Annotated in this window: 25 protein-coding genes and 1 pseudogene; 17 read left to right on the plus strand and 9 right to left on the minus strand. The window is 69.4% G+C overall.

The window, feature by feature from the left end:
* Window positions 1-248: 248 nt before the first annotated feature.
* A complete protein-coding gene (locus SK803_RS09040; protein WP_319965367.1) occupies window positions 249-485 on the minus strand; it encodes a hypothetical protein in 237 nt (78 codons plus the stop codon).
* A gap of 113 nt (window positions 486-598) precedes the next feature.
* On the opposite strand from SK803_RS09040, the gene SK803_RS09045 reads away from it, so the two are divergent.
* From SK803_RS09045 to SK803_RS09095, 11 genes are all read left to right on the plus strand, one after another.
* On the plus strand, window positions 599-1,180 hold the full coding sequence (locus SK803_RS09045; RefSeq protein ID WP_319965368.1) for an RNA polymerase sigma factor: 582 nt from the start codon (window positions 599-601) through the stop codon (window positions 1,178-1,180).
* Window positions 1,177-2,436, plus strand: a complete 1,260-nt coding sequence (locus tag SK803_RS09050; protein ID WP_319965369.1) for a hypothetical protein — start codon at window positions 1,177-1,179, stop codon at window positions 2,434-2,436. The genes SK803_RS09045 and SK803_RS09050 overlap by 4 nt, the downstream gene beginning before the upstream one ends.
* 115 nt (window positions 2,437-2,551) lie before the next feature.
* On the plus strand, window positions 2,552-3,799 hold the full coding sequence (locus SK803_RS09055) for a GNAT family N-acetyltransferase (RefSeq protein WP_319965370.1): 1,248 nt from the start codon (window positions 2,552-2,554) through the stop codon (window positions 3,797-3,799).
* Between the two features lie 38 nt (window positions 3,800-3,837).
* Complete coding sequence (locus tag SK803_RS09060) at window positions 3,838-4,344, plus strand: general stress protein (RefSeq protein ID WP_319965371.1); 507 nt, start codon at window positions 3,838-3,840, stop codon at window positions 4,342-4,344.
* On the plus strand, window positions 4,341-4,562 hold the full coding sequence (locus SK803_RS09065; RefSeq protein WP_319965372.1) for a hypothetical protein: 222 nt from the start codon (window positions 4,341-4,343) through the stop codon (window positions 4,560-4,562). The genes SK803_RS09060 and SK803_RS09065 overlap by 4 nt, the downstream gene beginning before the upstream one ends.
* Before the next feature lie 74 nt (window positions 4,563-4,636).
* The gene (locus SK803_RS09070; protein WP_319965373.1) at window positions 4,637-5,224 is read left to right on the plus strand and encodes a hypothetical protein; all 588 of its coding nucleotides are present in this window, start codon (window positions 4,637-4,639) and stop codon (window positions 5,222-5,224) included.
* 148 nt (window positions 5,225-5,372) lie between these two features.
* A complete protein-coding gene (locus tag SK803_RS09075) occupies window positions 5,373-6,017 on the plus strand; it encodes an NPCBM/NEW2 domain-containing protein (RefSeq protein WP_319965374.1) in 645 nt (214 codons plus the stop codon).
* A gap of 62 nt (window positions 6,018-6,079) precedes the next feature.
* The gene (locus SK803_RS09080; RefSeq protein WP_319965375.1) at window positions 6,080-6,835 is read left to right on the plus strand and encodes a TetR/AcrR family transcriptional regulator; all 756 of its coding nucleotides are present in this window, start codon (window positions 6,080-6,082) and stop codon (window positions 6,833-6,835) included.
* Window positions 6,832-7,668 (plus strand): NAD(P)H-binding protein, encoded by an 837-nt coding sequence (locus tag SK803_RS09085; protein ID WP_319965376.1) that lies wholly within the window; start codon window positions 6,832-6,834, stop codon window positions 7,666-7,668. Before SK803_RS09080 ends, SK803_RS09085 begins: the two co-directional genes overlap by 4 nt.
* 66 nt (window positions 7,669-7,734) lie before the next feature.
* A complete protein-coding gene (locus SK803_RS09090; protein ID WP_319965377.1) occupies window positions 7,735-7,965 on the plus strand; it encodes a YciI family protein in 231 nt (76 codons plus the stop codon).
* A gap of 7 nt (window positions 7,966-7,972) precedes the next feature.
* Window positions 7,973-9,223, plus strand: a complete 1,251-nt coding sequence (locus tag SK803_RS09095; protein ID WP_319965378.1) for an RNA polymerase sigma factor — start codon at window positions 7,973-7,975, stop codon at window positions 9,221-9,223.
* 17 nt (window positions 9,224-9,240) lie between these two features.
* Here SK803_RS09095 and SK803_RS09100 read toward each other — a convergent pair whose 3' ends face one another.
* A complete protein-coding gene (locus tag SK803_RS09100) occupies window positions 9,241-9,831 on the minus strand; it encodes a LysE family translocator (protein ID WP_319965379.1) in 591 nt (196 codons plus the stop codon).
* A 133-nt stretch (window positions 9,832-9,964) separates the two neighbouring features.
* Between SK803_RS09100 and SK803_RS09105 the strand changes: the two genes are divergently transcribed.
* A complete protein-coding gene (locus tag SK803_RS09105; protein WP_319965380.1) occupies window positions 9,965-10,402 on the plus strand; it encodes a VOC family protein in 438 nt (145 codons plus the stop codon).
* On the opposite strand, the gene SK803_RS09110 is transcribed toward SK803_RS09105, so the two are convergent.
* Window positions 10,395-11,165, minus strand: a complete 771-nt coding sequence (locus tag SK803_RS09110) for a helix-turn-helix domain-containing protein (RefSeq protein ID WP_319965381.1) — start codon at window positions 11,163-11,165, stop codon at window positions 10,395-10,397. The two genes, SK803_RS09105 and SK803_RS09110, sit on opposite strands and share 8 nt — an antisense overlap.
* A gap of 84 nt (window positions 11,166-11,249) precedes the next feature.
* Here SK803_RS09110 and SK803_RS09115 point away from each other — a divergent pair, with 84 nt between their 5' ends.
* The 3 genes from SK803_RS09115 to SK803_RS09125 all read left to right on the plus strand — a co-directional run bounded on the left by SK803_RS09115 (window position 11,250) and on the right by SK803_RS09125 (window position 15,752).
* On the plus strand, window positions 11,250-11,804 hold the full coding sequence (locus tag SK803_RS09115) for a TIGR03086 family metal-binding protein (RefSeq protein WP_319965382.1): 555 nt from the start codon (window positions 11,250-11,252) through the stop codon (window positions 11,802-11,804).
* Window positions 11,805-11,813: 9 nt separating this feature from the next.
* Window positions 11,814-12,497 carry an aspartate/glutamate racemase family protein gene (locus SK803_RS09120; RefSeq protein WP_319965383.1) on the plus strand — a complete coding sequence of 228 codons (684 nt, stop codon included), beginning with the start codon at window positions 11,814-11,816 and terminating at the stop codon, window positions 12,495-12,497.
* A 96-nt stretch (window positions 12,498-12,593) separates the two neighbouring features.
* Window positions 12,594-15,752, plus strand: coding sequence for a S8 family peptidase (locus tag SK803_RS09125; protein WP_319965384.1), 3,159 nt, complete (start codon window positions 12,594-12,596; stop codon window positions 15,750-15,752).
* Between the two features lie 35 nt (window positions 15,753-15,787).
* Here the strand turns inward: SK803_RS09125 and SK803_RS09130 are convergent, their stop codons facing one another.
* The 5 genes from SK803_RS09130 to SK803_RS09150 form a co-directional block, all read right to left on the minus strand.
* Window positions 15,788-16,198, minus strand: a complete 411-nt coding sequence (locus SK803_RS09130; RefSeq protein ID WP_319965605.1) for a YciI family protein — start codon at window positions 16,196-16,198, stop codon at window positions 15,788-15,790.
* 5 nt (window positions 16,199-16,203) lie between these two features.
* A complete protein-coding gene (locus SK803_RS09135; protein WP_319965385.1) occupies window positions 16,204-16,602 on the minus strand; it encodes a VOC family protein in 399 nt (132 codons plus the stop codon).
* Between the two features lie 46 nt (window positions 16,603-16,648).
* Window positions 16,649-17,224, minus strand: coding sequence for a TIGR03086 family metal-binding protein (locus SK803_RS09140; protein WP_319965386.1), 576 nt, complete (start codon window positions 17,222-17,224; stop codon window positions 16,649-16,651).
* Between the two features lie 5 nt (window positions 17,225-17,229).
* A complete protein-coding gene (locus tag SK803_RS09145) occupies window positions 17,230-17,901 on the minus strand; it encodes an RraA family protein (protein ID WP_319965387.1) in 672 nt (223 codons plus the stop codon).
* Between the two features lie 105 nt (window positions 17,902-18,006).
* Window positions 18,007-19,170 (minus strand): MFS transporter, encoded by a 1,164-nt coding sequence (locus tag SK803_RS09150; RefSeq protein ID WP_319965388.1) that lies wholly within the window; start codon window positions 19,168-19,170, stop codon window positions 18,007-18,009.
* Between the two features lie 74 nt (window positions 19,171-19,244).
* Here SK803_RS09150 and SK803_RS09155 point away from each other — a divergent pair, with 74 nt between their 5' ends.
* Window positions 19,245-19,982, plus strand: a complete 738-nt coding sequence (locus SK803_RS09155; RefSeq protein WP_319965389.1) for a DeoR/GlpR family DNA-binding transcription regulator — start codon at window positions 19,245-19,247, stop codon at window positions 19,980-19,982.
* Complete coding sequence (locus SK803_RS09160) at window positions 19,979-20,548, plus strand: HAD family hydrolase (RefSeq protein ID WP_319965390.1); 570 nt, start codon at window positions 19,979-19,981, stop codon at window positions 20,546-20,548. The genes SK803_RS09155 and SK803_RS09160 overlap by 4 nt, the downstream gene beginning before the upstream one ends.
* On the opposite strand, the pseudogene SK803_RS09165 reads toward SK803_RS09160, so the two are convergent.
* Window positions 20,516-20,791: pseudogene (locus tag SK803_RS09165) on the minus strand (SDR family NAD(P)-dependent oxidoreductase); the annotation flags it as partial. The gene SK803_RS09160 and the pseudogene SK803_RS09165 overlap by 33 nt on opposite strands.
* Window position 20,792 lies beyond the last annotated feature (1 nt).

Here is a 20,792-nt window from a genome sequence, read left to right on the forward strand (position 1 = left end):
CAATGTCTCACGTGCCAACGAGATCCCGGCCGGACCGTCCACCCCGGTGTGATCACCGAGCGTGAACGATGGGGGTCACCCATTATTGCCGTTCGGGTCCCTGCTTGGCGGATGCGTCCACTTGGAGTAGAAGCGGACACTGTTCTTCTGTGAAGGAGTGCAGCCGATGCCTTGGTTCTGGGCTCAACGAGGACCGGACCGCCTGCCGGGTGTGCGGTGGGCTCGGACAGGTCCCCGATCGCTAGCCCTTATTTCTTCGTCATCAAGGTCGGGCCGAGGATCCGCCGGGCGAGCCGCCTGGTGAGCGACTTGCTCTGACGGGCGGACGCCGCAGCGGCCGCCGTGGCGGGTGTGGCCGCTGTCGGGGCTGCCGGCGCCGGCGTGACCGGCGTCGTCGCCGGCACCGTCGCTTCCTCGATCGTGATCTTCGCGAACACCTGGGTCGCCGGCTCAACACTGCCGGACTGCTGCTGCTCGATCGGCACGCGAAGATCTTGCCATCGCTGTCATCCACGCCTGCCGCGAGGGGCTACTCCCCGGTACCGAGTGACCCGCGTCACGCAGCACACTGGGCGGTGGCGGCCCCAGGCGGAGTGTGATGACTGAAACGACCGAGCGAGCGGGCACGAGCCCGCCGCCGGACACACGGCTGTGGGAGCTCATCGCCGAGGGCAACCACGCCGCGTTCACCGAGCTGTTCGAACGCCACGCCGAGGCGGTGTGGAACTACGCCTACCGGCTCACCGCCTCCTGGTCGCAGGCAGAGGACCTGCTCTCCGCCACGTTCCTGACCGCGTGGCGCAAGCGCGGCGAGGCCCAGCTGGTGCGCGACTCGGCACTGCCCTGGCTCTACACCGTCACGGCGAACCGCGCCCGCACCGAATGGCGGGCATCCCGCAGAGCGCTGCGGCTGGTCACCAGGCTGACCCCGCAGGACGAACGCGACCACGCCGACGAGGTCGCCGCCCGCACCGACGCCCAGCGCCGCCTCGCGCTGGTCGTGGCGGCCATCGCGAAGCTGCCGCAGTCCGAACGTGAGATCGCCCAGCTCTGCCTGCTCGGCGACATGTCCACCGCCGACGCCGCCACGCTCCTCGGCATCGCCGAGTCGAGCGTCCGTGCCCGCGTCTCCCGCACCCGCGCCCGCCTGCGCGACCTGACACCCGAGGACAACGGATGATCGACCAGCTGCCCGAGAACCGCACCCTGCCCGACGACGTCCGCATGCGCGCCCGCCGCCGCGTCAGCGAAGGCATGAACCCCTCCGCCCGCAACGGCAGGCCGATCCTGATCGCCGCCGGTGTGAGCATGCTCGCCGCGGGCGCCGTCTTCGCAGGTCAAACCCTCTACGGCGAGAACGCAGAGGTCGCCGGCCCGTCGTATCAGCAGAACGGGCAGTTCGTCGGCAAGGACCGCAACGTGGTCAACCACGTCGAGCCCGGCAAGGTCGCCCCCGACGCGCTGGCCCGCTGCACCGCAGCCGCGGAGGCGCACCCGCCGGCCGAGCAGTGGCGGACGATCGCCACCAGCCACAAGAACGGCACGGTCCTCACGGCGTTCCGCGGTCCGACCGGCGTGTTCTTCTGCGCGAACACCGCCACCACCACGACGATCTCGGACCCGAACCCGGTCAAGATCGAGGACGGCCGCCGCAAGGTGAAGATCCTGTTCACCACGCCGAGCGGCACGATGGCGGGCCTGGTCTCGCCCGACGTGAAGTTCCTCAGCCTGTCCCGGATCGCCGACTCCGGCCAGAACAACACCATGCCGGCGCTGATCGACGGGCTGTTCCTCGCGCCCAGCGGTTTCCAGAAGGCGGAGACGGGCACGAAGGCGCTGGTCAACGGTGAGGACTTCGCCGTGCGGGGCGTGCAGAAGCCCACTGCGTCCGTCGTCGACCGGCCACTGCCGCCCGCCGTCCGCGACACCCCCGAGGCCGCGCGGCTCGCCGACTGCCTCCAGGACCGGGCCGTGCCGGACCCCGACCAGTTCGCGCTCGGTCTCACAGCCGAGGTCAGCGCCACCGACACGATCATCACGGGCCGCTTCGGCGACCTGCTGCTCTACTGCCGGGAGTCCGGCCACGAACCGACGCCGGGCATGGTGTTCGACGTCGACGACCTGGACGAGGTCCGCGGCGAGACCATCGCGGCGATGCCCGCGTTCTACGACTTCAAGCCGTTCAAGGTGAACGACAAGGGGGAGTACTACGACGGCGGAAGCACTGGTTACGCGGCCGTCGGCCTGGTCCGCGACCCGCGGGTCGCCTCGATCACCTACGTCCGGCCCGGCTCCGCCGACGTGCCCGCCCAGCTCGCCAACGGGACGTTCGTGCTGGTCGCACCCCTGATCGACCGGCACCCCGACGCCCGTGTCGTCGTGCGCGACGCCGCCGGCACCGTGCTGGAGACGATCAAGCCGAAAGACGTCCCGTAGACAGACCACGCTGGGCCCGTTGACAGCGACGATCCGTCGGCGGGGCGTTCCAGGTGGCGGCGGTCGCGTCGCTGATGTGCGGTAAACCGGTGGACGACCGGGGCACGATTCGTTCGTGGAAACCGAACGCCTGACGCTGCGCCCGCTCGGGCCGTCCGATGTGGACGAACTGCACGCGCTGCACGCCGACCCCGAGGTCATGAGGTACCTCGACCCCGAACCGGTCGAGCACTTCCTCGGCGACAGCTTCCTGGCCGCTCACGAGAAGTCGACCGGGCGGTTCGTCGGCTGGTTCGAGTTCAAACCCGTCGGCGACGGCGTGGTCGAGCTCGGGTACCGGCTGCACCCCGAGTTCTGGGGCCGCGGGTACGCCACCGAGGGCGGGAAGGCCCTGATCGAACGCGGGTTCGCCGAGGGTGGCGTGCAGCGGGTCGTCGCGACCACGATGTTCGTCAACGCCGGATCGCGGCGCGTCATGGAGAAGTGCGGGCTGCGGCACGTCCGCACGTTCCACGTCGACTGGGCCGACCCGTTGCCCGGCAGCGAACACGGCGAGGTCGAGTACGCGTTGACCAGGGGGAACCGCATGTGGCAGACGGATCTCGTGGACCTCGACGCGTACTTCGCACGCACAGGAGCGACCGCGTCGAGTTCGCTGACGGAGCTGCACGAGGCGCATGTGCGCGCCTTCCCGTTCGAGAACATCGACGTCATGCTCGGCCTCGTGCCGTCGCTGGACCTCACCGACATCCAGGACAAGATGATCGCCCGGCGCCGCGGTGGCTACTGCTACGAGCACCAGTTGCTGTTCACCGCCGTGCTCGAACGTCTCGGGTACACGGTCGCGCGCAGGATGAGCCGGGTCATGACCGGGCCGCGCACGCACTTCATGTCCCTCGTCGACAACCACCTCGTCGACGTCGGCTTCGGCGCCGGGATGCTGCACCCCATGCCGCTCGTCGACGGCGCGATCGTGGACCAGGCCGGGTGGCCGCACCGGTTGCGGCGCTCCGAAGGCCGGTGGGTGCTGGAGAAGCAGGCCGCGCACGGCTGGGAGCACATGCACGCGTTCGAACCAGATGTCGAGCAACGGCCCGTCGACTACATGGCCGCCAACTACTACGTCGCCACGCACGAGCGTTCGCCGTTCAGCCGCCAGCTCGTCGTCATGCGTCTCGAACCGGGCCTGAGCCGCCGGCTGGTCGGGTCGAAGTTCACCGTCGAGCGCGCGGGTGCGGAACCTGAGATTTCTCAGGTCGAAGATCTCGCCGAAACCCTGAAATCGCTGGACATTACGCTTACCGAGGGGGAGCTGAGTCACATCAGCTCAACTTCGGGAACACCCGTGGAAGCGCGTTCGTAGTACCAGGTGTAGGGGATCGCACTTCGGAGGTGTTGCACATGACCACCGCGACTCCGTTTGCCGCAGGGGCCAACGCAGGCGTCAACGCTCTGCCCACGCCGCCCACGGGCTGGCCGATCGGTTCGTACGGCACCTACGAAGAGGCGCAGCGAGCCGTCGACCACCTGGCGGACAACGACTTCCCGGTCGCCGACGTCACCATCGTCGGCGTCGAGACGATGATCGTCGAACGCGTCACCGGCCGTCTGACCTGGGGCCGCGTCCTCGGCGCGGGCGCCGCGTCGGGTGCCTGGTTCGGTCTGTTCGTCGGTCTGCTGCTGGGCCTGTTCTCGACCGGCGGCGCCATCGCCCCGATCATCACGGGCCTGGTCGCCGGTACGATCTTCGGCCTCGCCAGCGCCGCCGTCCGGTACGGCGCCCAGCGCGGCCGCCGCGACTTCGCCTCGACCACCCAGCTCGTGGCCGGTCGCTACGACGTGCTCAGCAACCCGCGCAGCGCCGAACGCGGCAAGGAGATGCTGACCAGCCTGGCCTGGCGGTCATGAACTCCCCGCTGACGGTCGACGAACTGCGGTCCGCGCTCGAGGACATCAGGCAGACGACCGCCCGGCTGGGTGCCTCCGCGACGTCGCTGGCCTCGCGGGCCGACCGCGACCTGGGCCACGACGTCGCCGAGATCGTCAAGGACCTGCGGGCCGCCGCCCGTCAGCTGCGGGTCACGCAACTGCTGCTCGAACCGGCCGGTGCCGATCTGGCAGCCTGAAGACCAGCTCCCACCACACAGGAAACGCCGTCCCGGATCGGGGCGGCGTTTCCGCGTTCGGAGATACTGCGCGCATGGCCGATCTGGGGGCTTCTTCGGGCGTGGCGAGGAATCAGCGAACACGGGTGGTCACGGGGCTGATCGTGCTGGGGCTGGTGGTGTGGTTCGTCGTGCCGCGCGCACTGGACTGGTCCGGGCCCTGGGTGCCGTCGTTCGTCGAGACGTTCTGGCTCCTGCCGCTGCTCGTCGCGGTGGTCCTCGGAGCCGGTCTGCTCGTGGAGGGGCGGACGGTCCTCGTGCTGGTGTTGCCGGTCCTGGTGGTCGGCGGGTTCGTGGCCGGGGGCTTCGTCGCCGTGATGCGGATGGAGGCGCCGCCCGGTGACGAGGGCGTGGTGCCGGGTCCGCCGGGGTTGCAGGTGGCCGAAGGGCGCATCGGGTGTGGTTCCGGTGGTTGCTGGCGTGAGGTCGACGCGACCGGGGACAGCGCGCGCGAGGTGATGCGCACGCACCTCGACTCACGCGGATACGCCCCGGCGAGTTCGCTTTCTCCCGGCGCCGAGCGGATGTGCCGGCGGACCGGGCTCGTGGCGGCGCACGAGGTGTGCGCGGAGCTGAAGGACGTGTCCGCTGGCAGCGTGCACGTCATCTGGTACGTCAACTAGGCGCGGCCAGGACGTGCCAGGCGGTGGCCGGTTCGATGTGCGCTGCCTGCCTGCTCGCGCCGCGGAGCACTGGTTGCCTGATCGGCCGAACGGGTTGATCACGCCAAATCGGAGTTTCGTCCCGGTGGCGGGCTGCGACAGTCGGTTCGTGACCGGACAGAAGACCGTCGACCCCGCCATCGAGGCCGCCCGGATCACCCGGCGCGGTGCCGTGACAGCCGCCCTCATCACCGCGTTGATCGCGGGCGCCGCAACCGGCGTGAGCGCCTACTACGCGGGGCGCAAACAAGGGACGGACTCCGCCGCGGTGACCGTCGTCCGCACCGAGACCGTGACCGTGTCCGGTGGCGCGCCGGTGCAGCAGGCCGTCCCCGGCGGCAAGTCGCTGCTCGACCTGAACCCCGTGGAAGAGGCGGGGGTCAACGTCGTCGGGGCCCGGCGGGTCGACACCAGGGACTACCAGCGCACGATCGCCATGGTCATGGGCGCCTGCGGCAGGTCGGGCTCGCTGGCCTCGCGCACGTACCACCTCGACCGCAAGTTCAAGCGGCTCCGGGTCAAGGCCGGGCTCGACGACGGGTCGAAGAGCGGCCACAGCGTCGAGTTCCGCGTCTTCGTGGACGACACGAAGATCGACTCGGCCACCTTCCAGCTCGGACTGGGGCAGGTGCGCGACCTCGACGTCGACGTGACCAACGCGCTGAGGATCCGGCTGGAGGCCGCCTTCCTCGGCGGTTCCTGCTACAGCGAGCAGCAGGTCAGTGCGGTCTGGATCGAGCCGGCGCTCAGCTGACACCCGTTTCCGTAGACCGTACGGTATTGTTTCCGTATGGCCTACGGAAATGGGGTGGACGGATGGCCGCCGAACGCAGCGGCGGGGGAGACCCGGTCAGGACGCTCGCGTTGCTCTGGCGCACGCCGCAGCAGCCGAAACCGGTCGGCAGGAAGCCCAAGGTGAGCGTCGACCAGATCGTCACCGCGGCGATCGCGGTGGCCGACCGCGAGGGGCTCGGCGCGATGTCGATGGCCCGCGTCGCGCAGGAACTGACCGTCGGCACCATGTCGCTCTACACGCACGTGCCCGGCAAGGCCGAGTTGATCGACCTGATGGCCGACATCGTGTTGCAGGAACGCGATCTCACGCCCGAGGGCACGTGGCGTGAGCGCATCAGGCACTACGCCGACCGCACCCGCGCGGTCTACCAGGCACACCCGTGGATGCGGGACGTGTCGATGGTGCGCCCGCCGCTCGGGCCAGGCCTGATGGACGGCCAGGAGTTCGTGCTGGCCGCGCTCGCGGATTCCGGGCTGGAGCCGCGGCACGTGACGGTGGCGCACATCGCGGTCGAGGGGTTCGTGCACGGCGCGGCGGCGTCCGAAGTGGACGATCAACAGCTCGCGGAGAAGACCGGCGAGTCCGGGGACTCGTGGTGGGGCGCGCGGCAGGTGTTCTGGGACGACTACTTCGACGTCGAGCGGTACCCGACGATGACGAACCTGTGGAACGCCGGTGCGTACGACACCGGGGGCACGCTCGCGGACAACATGCGCGGCTCGTTCGACTACGGGCTGGAGAAGTTGCTGGACGGAATCGAAGGGGGAATCCGATGACGATCCTGGTGACCGGTGCGACGGGCCACGTCGGCCGGCTGGTGGTGCGGGGACTGAAGACCGACGTCCGGGCCATCACCCGCAACCCGGACAAGGCGAACTTCCCGGGACACGTGGAAGTCGTCAAGGCCGACCTCGACGACCCGGACAGCCTCCCGTTCGACGGCGTGGACAAGCTGTACCTGTTCGTGCACCCGCCGACCGCTCAGGAAGTCGTGGACCGCGCGGTGAAAGCCGGCGTGCGCAGGATCGTGACGTTGTCCTCGGGTGCGGTGACCTACGGCTACGACACGACCCACCACCTGCCGGTCGAACAGGCCGTCGAGGCGTCCGGCGTCGAGTGGACGCATCTGCGACCCGGCGAGTTCGCGGTCAACAAGATCGACCTGTGGGGGCCGTCGATCCGCGAGGACGGCACGATCGTGCACCCCGGCCCCGACGAGTTCGGTCAGCCGATCCACGAGGCCGACATCGCCGACGTGGCGATCAAGGCGCTCACCGAGGACGGCCACGCGGGCAAGGCCTACAACCTGTCCGGCCCGCCGCAGATCACCCAGCGGGACATGGCCAGGGCCATCGGTGAGGCGATCGGGCGCGAGCTGACGTTCCAGGACGTCACCCGGGACGAGGCGCTTGCCTACTACGTGAGCGTCGGCTGGCCAGAGGAGATCGCCAGCTACATCCTCGGCATGAGCGGCTACGAGGGCGGCGACCCCGACGACTTCGCCGACTACGAGTTCGTCGTGTCACCGGACTACGAAAAGCTGACCGGCAGGCCGTACCGGACGTTCGCGCAGTGGGCGCGTGATCACGCGGCCGACTTCACGGCCTGATCTTCGCGTCGATTTCGGCACCTCCTCGTTCGACGTCCTCACAAGGGGAGCGAACGAGGAGGTCCGGTGCGGTTCATGGTGTTCGTCAAAAGCCCGAAACCGTTGGCCGCGCTGCACAGGGACCCACTGCTGCGCGCGGGTGTTCTGCTCGACGCGGGTGATCTGGTGCCGGACGCGTACGGGGTGTCGGGGTACTGGCTGATCGACGTCCGCGACCACGAGGAAGCAGTCGAACGCGTCCGGCGGATCCCCCTTCCGGCGTGCGTCGTGGAAATACGTCAGGTGCCTGTGGTCTGATGCCCCCATGGGGGCTACAACCTCGGTGCACCGCACCATCGACGCGGTCTGGCGGATGGAGTCGGCGAAGGTCATCGCCGCACTCGCCCGGTACACGCGCGATGTCGGTCTCGCCGAGGAGATGGCACAGGACGCGCTGGTCGCGGCGCTGGAGCAGTGGCCGGAAGAAGGCGTGCCGCGCAACCCCGGCGGGTGGCTGATGACCACCGCGAAACGGCGGTCCATCGACCAGATCCGGCGGCGCGAGAACTTCAACCGCAAGGTCGAGGAGATCGGCCGCGACGTCCAGGAGGCCACGCCGGACGCCAGCGAGGGCATCGAGGACGAGATCGGCGACGATCTGCTGAGCCTCATGTTCACCGCCTGCCACCCGGTGCTGGGCACCGAGGCACGGGTCGCGCTGACGTTGAAGATGCTGGGCGGCCTCAAGACCGAGGAGATCGCCCGCGCGTTCCTGGTCAGCGACGCCACCGTCGCGCAACGCATCGTGCGCGCCAAGAAGGCCCTGGCCGACGCCGGCGTGCCGTTCGAGGTCCCCGAAGGCCCCGAACTCGCGCCCCGGCTCGCGAGCGTCCTCGAGGTCATCTACCTGATCTTCAACGAGGGCTACTCCGCCACCCAGGGCGACGACTGGCTGCGCCCCGAACTCTGCACCGAGGCGCTGCGGCTCGGCCGCGTGCTCGCCGAACTCGCGCCCAAGGAGGCCGAGGTCCACGGCCTGGTCGCGCTGATGGAGATCCAGGCCTCCCGCACCAAGGCCCGCACCGGCCCCGGCGGCGAACCCGTGCTGCTGCTGGAGCAGGACCGCAGCAAGTGGGACTGGCTGCTCATCGGCCGTGGCCTCAAAGCCCTCGAACGCGCAGAAGCACTCAACCAGCCGCCCGGCCCGTACTACGTGCAGGCCGCCCTCGCCGCGTGTCACGGTCGCGCGCGCAAGGCCGAGGACACCGACTGGCAGCGCATCGCCACGCTCTACCAGGTGCTCGCGCAGATCTCGCCGTCCCCGATCGTCGAACTCAACCGCGCGGTGGCGTTGTCGATGGCCTTCGGACCCGCCGCCGGTCTCGCGCTGGTCGACGAGATCGCCGGCGCGAAAGCGCTGCAGGGCTACCACCTGCTGCCCAGCGTGCGCGGCGACTTCCTGGCGAAGCTCGGCCGCACCGAGGAGGCGAAGGCCGAGTTCGAGAAGGCCGCTGCACTGACCCGCAACGAACGCGAGAAGACGCTGCTGCTGGAGCGTGCCGCGGCCTGCGGCTGAGAACCCCGGCCAGGTGTTCACGTCAGGGCGAGCTTCGCGCCCAGAGCGGCGAACGAGGCCGCGAAGAACCGGCGCAGCCACACCATCACGCGCGGCCGGGCCAGCACCCGGTCGCGCATCGACGCCGCGAACACCCCGTACACGGCGAAGACCACGAACGTCAGCGCCATGAACACCGCGCTGAGCTGCACCATCTGCCCGAAGCCCGTCGCGAACTGCGGCAGGAACGCCACGAAGAAGATCGTCAGCTTAGGGTTGAGCAGGTTGATCAGCACCGCCGACACCACGACCTTGCGCGCGGACGCAGGCGCGGTCGCCGCGTCCACCACCAACTCGCTCTTGTCCCGCAACGTCATCCACGCCAGGTACACCAGATACGCGACACCGAGGTACTTCACGATCTCGAACGCCAGCGCGCTCGTGTGCAGCAGCGCCGCCAGACCCGTCACGGTGGCCAGCACGTGCGGCACGATCCCGAGCGTGCAGCCGAACGCGGCGATGACGCTCGCCTTCCGGCCGTGCGCGAGACCGGCCGAAAGCGTGTACAGCACACCGGTGCCGGGCGTGGCGACCGCGATCAACGTCGTGACCAGGAATGCGAGGCTCATGCCGGTGACTCTGCCGTCAAAGCGGTCCAGAAAGCAGAGCCAAAACTCGGCTTCGAAGTTGGACCACTTTCGAGGTAGAGATGATCCCGCCGGCACCGTCCCAGGGGTACAAAGCAACCAGGAGGCACACGAAGTGGCAATCAGGAGCATGCACCACCTCGGCATCACCGTCACCGACCTCGCGGCCGCCGTGGCGTTCTTCCAGGAGCTCGGCATGGAGCTGGAAGGCAAGGCGCACATGGAGGGCGAGTTCGTCGACGGCGTCATCGGCCTCGACGGCTCCCGGAGCGAGATCGCGATGCTGCGCACCCCGGACGACCGGTACCGGATCGAGTTCAGCGAGTTCCAGACCCCCGAGAGCATCGACGGCAGCTCGCACGCGCCGATCAACGCCCTGGGCCTGCGGCACGTCGCGTTCGTCGTGGACGACCTCGACGACACCCTCGCCCGCCTCGAGCCGCACGGCGCCGAGGTGGTCCGCAACGTCGAGAACTACCAGGGAATGCTCAAGACCTGCTACGTCCGCGGCCCTGAGGGGATCCTCGTCGAGCTGTGCGAGTACTTCAGCTGAGCGCCCGCGCGTAAGCCGTTGGAGTCACTCCAACAGTCTGGGTGAAGTCACGCACGAGGTGGGCCTGGTCGCTGTATCCGAGATCAGCGGCCAACCGGGCCCACTCCACCTCGGACTCCGCGCGTTCCAACGCCTCGTGGATCCGATAACGCAGGATGACCCACTTCGGGCTCACCCCGACGTAGTCCGCGAACAGCCGTTGCATCGTGCGCACCGCGACGCCCTCGGCGCGCGCGAAGTCCGCGACCCGCCGGATCCCCCGGCCGTCACGGATCCGTTGGACCAGCTCCATCGCGTTCGTCGCCTGCGGGTCGGGCACCGGCCCCATCCCCAGCAGGAACGCGTCGAGCGCGGCGACCCGTTCGTCCTCGTCCTCCACATCGAGCACCAGCGCGGCGGGAACATCGAGCCGCACGTGCCTCCCGGTCCAGTGCGACACCGGCTCGGCACGGAACGGCCGGAACCCACCCGGCCGGAACTGCGTGCCCGCCACGCGAATCCGCCCGTCCAGCACCCGGCTGAACAACCCCAGCCCGACGCCGGCGATCTCCGGGTGCGCGTGCCCGTGTTCGAAGACGACGTTCACGGACGGATGCGGCACGACGTGTGTGGTGTAGGGCGAATCCAGCTCACCGTCGATCAGCCAGTAGTGCTCCAGGTACGGCTGCAACTCGGCGCACGGCATGCGGCGCCGGAACCGCACACGAGAGAAAAGCTCGCGCGCGTCCACGATTCCCCGAGTGTCCCGACGCGGCCCTTGCACGGCGCAGATCGTACGTAGGACAGATCCTGGGTTGGCGCGTTTCTTCAAGAACGCCGAACCGCATGAGCCATAGCGTCAGCAACCATGAAGCTCAGCGTCCTGCTCGACCGCGCCCGCGACCACGCACTGCCCGTCATCGCGTCCATCAGCGACGACGACCTGACCAAGCCCACCCCGTGCGCCGACTACGACGTCCGCGCGTTGCTCGACCACCTGATGCACGTCGTCGTCGAGTTCCAGAAGCTCGCCGCCAAGCAGGACGCCGACTTCAGCCACACGCCGTCCTACCCGGACTGGCGCGCGCAGTTCCCGGCCGAGACCGCGAAGCTCGTCGAGGCGTGGGGACAGCCCGGCGCGGACGAGGGCATCGCGGGCAACATGCAGATGCCCGCGCAGACCGTCGGCGGGCTCGTGCTGCTCGACCTCACCATCCACATCTCCGACCTCGCGCAGGCGACCGGTCAGAAGTTCGAGCCCGACCCGGAGGTGTTCGCCGAGGTCAGGAACCTCGTCGAGCAGATGGGGCCGATGGCCATCGAGATGAACGTGTTCAAGGCACCCGTCGACGCACCGGCCGACGCCTCGCCGCTGGAGCAGCTCCTCGCCGCCACGGGCCGCGACCCGCGCTGGAGTGCTTGACTGGGGCCCATGCAGACGATCGGCATGCTGGGCGGAATGAGCTGGGAGAGCAGCGCGGAGTACTACCGGCTGGCGAACGTGCTGGTGCGGGAACGCGCCGGCGGCCTGCACTCGGCCAAGGTCGTGCTGCACTCGGTGGACTTCGCCGAGATCGAACGCATGCAGGTCGAGGGCCGCTGGGACGACGCCGGCAAGGCGCTCGCCGAGGCGGCCACCGGCGTGCAGGCCGCGGGCGCGGACTTCCTGCTGATCTGCACCAACACCATGCACAAGGTGTTCGACCAGGTCCAGGCCGCCGTCGACATCCCGGTGATCCACCTCGGTGACACGACCGCCGCCGCCATCCGGGCAGCGGGCCTGACGACGGTCGGCCTGCTCGGCACCGGGTTCACGATGGACCAGGCGTTCTACCGCGAACGCCTGGAGTCGCACGGGTTGCGCGTCCTGCTGCCGTCCACGGAGGACCGTGCGACGGTGCACCGGATCATCTACGACGAGCTGTGCCTGGGCATCGTCCGCGACGAGTCCCGCCGCGCCTACCAGGACGTGATCTCCCGGTTCGAAGGGGCGGAAGGCGTCATCCTCGGCTGCACCGAGATCGAGCTCCTGATCACCCAGGCCGACGTGCCGCTCCCGGTGTTCCCGACCACCCGCCTGCACGTCGAGGCGGCAGTCGAGCGAGCGGTTCTGTGAACCGTTGATGTGACCTGGCGTACAACGCGGCCACTGTGGGGAGGGTCTTAGTCACTGAGGGCTACGGCCTCCACAGTGAACCCAGGGGAGTTCGCGTTGAAACGATCACACATCGCCGCAGGACTGACGGCTGTCGTGGTTGCCGCCACGGCAGCCGTTCCTGTTTCAGCGGCACCGCAACAGGAACAGCAGGTGCGCGCGGACGGGCTGACCACCAAGGTCACCCTCGTCACCGGTGACGAGGTCGTCGTCGCCGACGGAAAGGTCCAGGCCAGAGGCGCCAAGGGCAGGGAGAACGTCGGCTTCCGGACGTTCAAGGACCCGCGGGGCGACCTCCACGTCGTCCCGCTCGACGCCCAGGCCGGGCTCAACTCCGGCGTGCTGGACGAGCGGTTGTTCGACATCTCGCTGCTGGCCAGATCCGGCTACGACGACGCGTCCAGCAAGACCGTCCCGCTGATCGTGCAGGGGCAGGGGATCAGCGCGGCGGGTGCGGAGTCGTTGCCGAGCATCGGCGCGCACGCGGTGCGCGTCGACAAGAACAGCGGTTTCTGGTCCGGTGCCCTGGCGGCGGGCACCGGCAGGATCTGGCTCGACGGCAAGGTCACCGCGTCGCTGGACCGCAGCGCCGCGCAGGTCGGCGCGCCCGAGGCGTGGGCGAAGGGCTTCACCGGCAAGGACGTCACCGTCGCGATCCTCGACACCGGCGTCGACGAGACGCACCCGGACCTCGCGGGCGCCGTCGTCGAGTCCAAGAACTTCAGCGACAGCGACACCACCGACGACCGCGTCGGCCACGGCACGCACGTCGCGTCCACCGTGACCGGTGACGGCAAGTACAAGGGCATCGCGCCCGACTCGAAGATCGTCAACGGCAAGGTGCTCGGCGACTACGGCGGCGGCCGGGAGAGCGACATCATCGCCGGCATGGAGTGGGCCGCCACCAAGGCCAAGGTCATCAACATGAGCCTGGGCAGCTCGTGGCCCGACGAGGGCACCGACCCGATGTCGCAGGCGCTCAACCGGATCACCGAGCAGACCGGCGCGTTGTTCGTGGTCGCCGCCGGCAACTCCGGTGGCGCGATGGGCTCACCCGCGTCCGCCGACGCCGCCCTCACCGTCGGCGCCGTGGACCGCGACGACAAGCTCGCCGCGTTCTCCTCACGCGGCCCGCGCTGGTACAACAACGCGGTCAAGCCCGACATCACCGCGCCGGGCGTCGACATCGTCGCCGCCAAGGCCAAGAACGGCCAGATCGGCACGCCCGTCGGCGACGCGCACGTCGCGTTGTCCGGCACGTCGATGGCCACGCCGCACGTGGCCGGCGCGGCGGCGATCATCGCCGCGCGGCACCCGTCGTGGAAGGCCGCCGACATCAAGGCCGCGCTGATGAACTCGGCCAGGCCCAACCCGTCGCTGAGCATCTACGAGCAGGGCGCCGGACGCCTCGACGTGGGCCGCGCGGTGTCGGCCGGAGTGTCGACGTCCGCCGGCAGCCTGACCTTGGGCACCGCGGCGTGGCCGCACGACGACGACCAGCCCATCACGCAGAAGCTGACCTACCGCAACAACGGTGCGTCCGCCGTGACTCTCGACCTGAGCGTCGCCGAGGTGAAGCCCGCCGCTGCCGGTCTCTTCAGCGTGTCTCCGGCGGAGCTGACCATCCCCGCCGGTGGTTCGGCGGACGCCATCGTCACCGCGGACACCCGCGCGTCGGTGCCGGACGCCGTCTACGGCGCGGTGGTGCTGTCCTCCGACGGTGTGCGGGTGCCGGTCGGCGTGGTGAAGGAGGTCGAGAGCTACGACGTGAAGCTCACGTTCCTCGACCACGACGGCAGGCCGACGCCGAACTACAACTACCGCTTCGTCGACGTGAACAAGCCGCAGGCGCACTTCCGCTTCGACGAGTCGGGCACGATCCTGCAGCGCCTGCCCAAGGGCACGTTCTTCCTCGACGGCTCGATCTACACCCGCAACCCCGACCCCACGAAACGTGGCACGACCACGGTCCTCACCGAACCGGCGATCGAGGTCACCGGCAACGCCGACATCGTGTTCGACGCCCGGCAGGGCAACCAGCCGTCGATCAAGGTCGAGCAGGAGGCCGCACCGGCGAGCTCCGAGCTGGTGTTCGACATGAAGGCGAACTGGGGCGAGACCGGCGGCTCCTGGATCCTGAACGACTTCGAGGGCCTGTTCGTGCGCCCGTCGAAGACCTCGTGGCCGAAGTTCGAGTTCGGCGCGTCCAGCGTGATGGCCAAGCCAGACGGCAACGGCACCTTCCACCTGAGCCCGTACCAGTACCACGTGCGGATCGCCGAGAAGACCCGCGTGCCGGAGAACGTCCAGCGCACCGTGAAGGACCGCGACCTGGCCCGCGTGGACTCGGTCACGCACGCCCGCGTGCCGGGCTCGGTCGGCCAGCGCGACAACGGCGCCTCAGGCCCGCTGCCGTTGCGCCTCAAGGAGTTCTACACGCCCGACGTGCCGTGGTCCGGCTCGCTGACCGAGTTCACGAAGCTCGGCGAGTACCCGAGCCTCGGCTACCAGTTCACCGGCGTCCAGCGGTCGTTCCAGCGCGGCAAGGTCACGCCGGAGCACTGGAACAGCGCCGTGTTCGGCCCGGCCGTGCCGAACGACCCGCGCTACGTCCGGTTCGCCGGCCGCGTCGGTGACCTGCTGCGCCTGGATGTACCGATGTTCAGCGCACCCGGCACCACCGGCATGTCCGACAGCACCGGCAAGACCGTCGTGACCCTCGACGGCAAGGTGATCTTCGACCAGCCGTACGCGGGCTCGGCCTACCTCCCCGGCGTGCCGGCGGAGAAGAAGCGCTACCAGGTGCACACCGAGGCGACCCGCGACTCGCAGTCGTCGAAGGTCGTCACCGACTGGACCTTCACGTCGTCGCACGTCGACGGCGAGGAGTACCAGTCAGTCCCGATCCTGGCCGTGCGGTTCGCGCCGGAGCTCGACGACCAGAACCGGGCACCCGCCGGTCGCGCGTTCACGATCCCGGTGACGGTGGAGCGCAACGGTTCCTCGTCTGTCGCCGACGTGAAGAAGCCACAGGTCCAGGTGTCCTACGACGAGGGCAAGACGTGGCAGGCGGCGCCGGTGTTCAAGGTGCGCGGCAAGTACCTGGCCACGCTGCTGCACCCGCGGCACGCGAAGTCGGTGTCGCTGAAGGCGAAGGCGAGTGACGCCAACGGATCCGTCGAACAGACGATCATCCGCGCGTACGACCTGAAGTGACGGCGTGAGGGGCCGGGTTCGCCGGCCCCCCACCGCTACTTCTCGTACGGCGCCAGCGTCTCCGGATCCACATCGGGCGCCCCCATGATCGGGTGCACCTCGATCGGCTGGTTCAGGACCTTCCCGCCGGGCCCAGGACACGCCGAGGCCTTCCGGGCGATCTCCAGCAACCGTTCCTGCGAGTCCACGTCCACCACCCAGTACCCGGCGATGACCTCCTTGGACTCCGCGAACGGCCCGTCCACCACGACCGGCCCGTCGTCGGACCCGCGCACCACGAACGCCCGCGCCGGCCCGCTCAGCCCCTCGGACTGCAGCAGCTCACCGGACGCGCGCAGTTCGGCGTCGAGGTCTCGCATGTAGGCGATCATGCGGTGCATGTCCTCGTCCGACCACGCGGCGAGACCCTCCCAGTCCTCCTGGCTGCCGCCGTAGCTGACCAGCATGTACTTCACTTCCACTCCCCACCGGTCGCGCGGGCCTTGATCTCCTGCACGGCCCAGCTGTTGCCGTCCGGGTCGTCGAAGAAGATGAACGACCCTCCGTCCGCCTCGTTCATGCGCACGATCTCGCCGACCTCGACGCCGCGCTCGATCAGTTGCGCGCGGGCCTTCTCCAGGTCCGACACGACGAGTTGCACGCCCTTCAGCGTGCCCGGCTCACCCTTGACGATGCCCTTGCCCAGCACGATCGAGCAGCCGGAGCCGGGCGGGGTGAGCTGCAGGACGCGGGTGTCCTCGTTGAACGTCGTGTCGTGGTCGACCTTGAAGCCCAGTTGTTCGGAGTAGAAGTGCTTGGCGCGGTCCAGGTCCGACACCGGCACCACGATGACTTCCAGAGTCCAGTCCATCGTTCTTTCCTCTCAGCGGCTGCCTTGTACCGACCCGTCGAACCGCTCAGACCCTTTTCGACACGGGGTCCCGGCCCACATACCCGAGCAGCCGGTCCTGCAGTGGTGCGTCGTCGGGCACCTTCACCTCGCGGCCGTAGACCTCGATGCCGGGACCGAACGCGCCGGGCGTGCGGAACCGTTCCATCAGCTCGGCGGGCACGGAGGTGGCGGTTGCCCACAGGCGTTCCACGTCCGGCGCGGGGATCGTCTCGTCCTGGCCCGTCGCGCGGGCGAGGTCCCAGCCGTGCAGCACCAGGTCGTCGCTCACGACCTGGTCGATGTGGTCCTCCAGCGTCATCGGGCCGCCGGGCGTGGTGACCTCGTCGCGCGCACGGTCCGAGGCCAGCGCCTCCTGCACCTGACGCCGTGCCTCGCGAAAGTCCGTCAGCGGGTCCTCGGTGCGTGGGATCGCGACACCCAGCATCACGCCGTGCATCTCGATGATGTGGTCCACCACCTCAAGCGCGGTCCACTTCGCACACGGCGACGGGTTGTCCCACTGGTCCGCACGCACGTTCAGCACCTTCGCCTCGAACGCGTCCGCGCGAGCCCTGTACCTGTCCGAAATCGCGGAGATCATGGCCCTCACTCCTCGACGGCGCCGCCGATCTTGCGCAGATGCTCGCGGAACGTCAGCCCGCTCGCCAGGTAGTCGTCGAACCGGAGCTGGCTGCGCAGGGACTCACCCTGCCTCACGCGCTCGGCTTGCGCGCGTTCGACATCACGAATGCTCGCGGCCTTCGCGAGCAGAACGTCCAAATCGGACGCGGGCACGAACAGCACGCCGTCGTCGTCACCGAACACGACGTCATCGGACGTGACGGTCCACTGGTCGATCTCGGCCGTCGAGAGAGCCTCGGGCGCACGGTCGCGCAGGCTCAACGGGCCCGTGGGGTTGGCGCCGAGGCTGAACACCGGCAGCCCGATGCCGCGGATGTCCTGGGTGTCGCGGTGCAGACCCCAGATCACCACGCCGGCCAGCCCGGCCTCGCGTGCCTCCAGCACGATCAGGTCGCCCACGCAGGCTTCGTCGGTGCGGCCGTCGTTGTCGACGACCAGCACGTCGCCGGGCCGGCTGCGTTCGACGGCCTCCAGGAAGATGTCGACGCTGCCCGCGTGCCGGGCGGGCAGGACGCGGCCGGACGTCCTGGTGCCGGGGATGACCGGCGACAGGGTGACCGTGCGGACCGGGATGTTGGACCGGATGCAGGCGTCGGCCAGGTGTGCGGTGGTGAGATCCAGTTCGGCGAGATCCATGGGCACAGTCTCTACGGGAGGCACACGCCGACAAAGCCGCGATCAGTGCGCGGCCACGCGTTCCTCAGGAACTCGGCCGCCGCACACCAGCCGGCAACACCGCGATCAGTGCGCCGGCACGCGCTCCTGCGCGGGTTCGGGCCGCAGCACGCCCGCCGACAGCGCCGCGATCACGCAGAACACCACCGGCAGCAGGAACGCGATGTTGAGCGGCATGACGTGCGTCATCCACCCGATCACCGCGGGTCCGGCCAGCACGCCGAGGTAACCGAGCCCCGCGACCCGCGACACGTTCGCCGCCGCCGCACCCGGTTCCGCGTGACCGGCCGCGCTGAACAGCTGCGGCACCGTGCCCGACAGGCCGATGCCGGCGATCGCCCAGCCCACCAGCGCGAGCCAGATCCACGGCGAGAGCGCCGCGGTCGCGATGCCCACCGCCCCGACCGCCGAGCCCCAGCGCAGCACCGCCACCGAGCCGACCTTCGCGGTGATCCGGTCCGCGAGGAGCCGTCCGACCGTCATGGTCGTCGCGAACGCGCCGTAGCCGAACGCCGCGATCTCCGGCGACGCGTCGAGGATGTCCTGCAGGTGCAGCACGCTCCAGTCGTTGGCGGCGCCTTCCGACAGCATCACCAGGCACGCCAGCAGCGCCATGATCCAGATCCGGCGCGGCGCCTTGCGCTTGCCGGTCTGCGCGGACGCGTGCTGCTCTTCCTTCTCGTTGAGCAGCAACCTCGCCGTGACGAGACTGACGACGACACCGAGCGCCGCGGCCGTGCTGAGCGTGACGGCGGGGGAGAGGTCCCAGCTCAACGTCCGTGCGCCGGTCAACGCCGCCGCCACACCGCCGAGCGACCACGTTGCGTGGAACGCTGACATCACCGGGCGCTTGTAGTGCCGTTCCACCACCACGGCGTGTGCGTTCATGCTGACGTCGATCAGCCCGTTGCCGATGCCGAAGATGAGTAGAGCCGCACCGAGCGTGCACTGGTTGAACGCCACACCCGGCAACAGCGCGGACACGCTGCAGAACACGCCCGCGGCGGGCACGACCAGCTTCACGCCCACGCGGTCGGTGAACTTGCCTCCGAGCCGCATGCCGATGAACGCGCCCAATCCGAGCAGCAGCAGCAACCGGCCGAGTTCGGCGTGGTCGATGCCGGTGCGCTGCTCGACGGTCGGGATGTGCACGAGCCACAGTCCGAGCAGGAACCCGTTGAGGGCGAAGTACGTGAAGGTGGCCACCCGCGCGGCCTTGAGAGCGTTCACATGCTTAACGCTAACGAACAAATGTCGTGTTCGAAAGCTTGAGTATCGAACACAAATGTTGTTCAATCACGGCCGTGTCCCGACTGAAGCAGATCAGTGAGGCGGTCCGTGATGCCGGCTCCCTCGGTGTGGCGGAGCTGGCGAGCCTGACCGGCGCGTCCGAGATGACGATCCGCCGCGACCTGGTGGCCCTCGCCGCACAGGGCGTCCTGGAACGCTACCGCGGCGGCGCCCGCAGCCTGCTCCTGCGCGGCGAGGAACCCCCGTTCGCCCTGCGCTCCGACGAGAACATGGCCGCCAAGCGCCGCATCGCCGCGGCCGTCGTGGGTCTGCTCGCGGACGGCGAGTCGGTGGTCCTGGACAGCGGCACCACGTGCCTCGAAGTCGCGCGCCTGCTGCACGACAGACGCATGACCGTCATGCCGTTGTCGCTGCACTCCGTGAACGCGCTGTCTTCTTCGACAACGCTCACGCTGCTCGTGCCCGGCGGCCACCCACGCCCCGGTGAACTCGCGCTGACCGGTCCGCTGACGCTGGCTTCGGTGCAGGCCCTGCGCTTCGACACCGCGGTCATCGGCTGTTGCGGCCTCTCGGCCGAGCACGGCATGACGGCGTTCGACCTGGAGGACGCGTCGGTGAAACGCGCGGCCATCGCGTCGGCCCGGCGCGTGATCGCCGCCGTCGACGCCTCGAAACTGACCCGCACGGCGCTGGCCCACGTGGCTCCGGTGTCCTCTTTGGACGCCGTGGTGACCGATGCGGACGGAGACCACGGACTGGAGGCGGCGGGCGTGACGGTGGTGAGGGCATGATCGTGTTGTTCGACATGTTCGGGGTGATCGCCCGCGACCAGTCGGCCGAGGTCATGGCCACGATGAGCACGTCGCCCGACTTCTGGGACGCCTACTGGGCGCACCGGCCCGGCTACGACCGCGGCGACCTGACGGCCGAGGAGTACTGGCGGCTGGTGGGCCACCCGCCGCTCGTGGAGAAGGACGTCGCGAGCTGGAGCCGGGTCGACTACGAGATGGTCGCGCTGCTGCACGAACTGCACAACGCCGGCCGGCGCATCGCCCTGCTGTCCAACATCCCCGAGGACCACGCGCGGAACTTCGAACGCACCTACGAGTGGCTGGACCTGTTCGAGGTGCGCGCCTTCTCGTGCCGGATCGGCTACGCGAAGCCGGAACGCGGCGCGTTCGAGTGGTGCCGGGACCGGCTGGGCGGCGACGACATCCTGTTCGTCGACGACAAACTGGAGAACGTGCGGGCCGCCGAACTGGTCGGGATGCGCGGGCACCACTTCACCGGCATCGACGGCCTGCGCACGTTTCTCGGGCTGCACTCAGGCGCCGGCGCCACCGTCGACCGGCACTAGCGCCCCGGTCACCATCGAGGCGCGGTCGCTGAGCAGCCACGCGGCGACCTCGGCCACCTCGCGGGGCTCCGCCATGCGGCCCAGCGGGGTCGTCGCGGTGATGCGGTCCACGATGCCGGGCGTGGCCGCCTCCCACGCGTCGATCATCTCCGTGGCGGTGCCGCCGGGCGTGATGCCGTTGACCCGGATGCCCTCGCGAGCCCAGGTCACGGCCGCGGTCTCGGTGATGCTGTTGAGCGCTCGA

It is taken from the genome of Lentzea miocenica (assembly GCF_033949945.1).
Taxonomy (GTDB): Bacteria; Actinomycetota; Actinomycetes; order Mycobacteriales; family Pseudonocardiaceae; genus Lentzea; species Lentzea miocenica.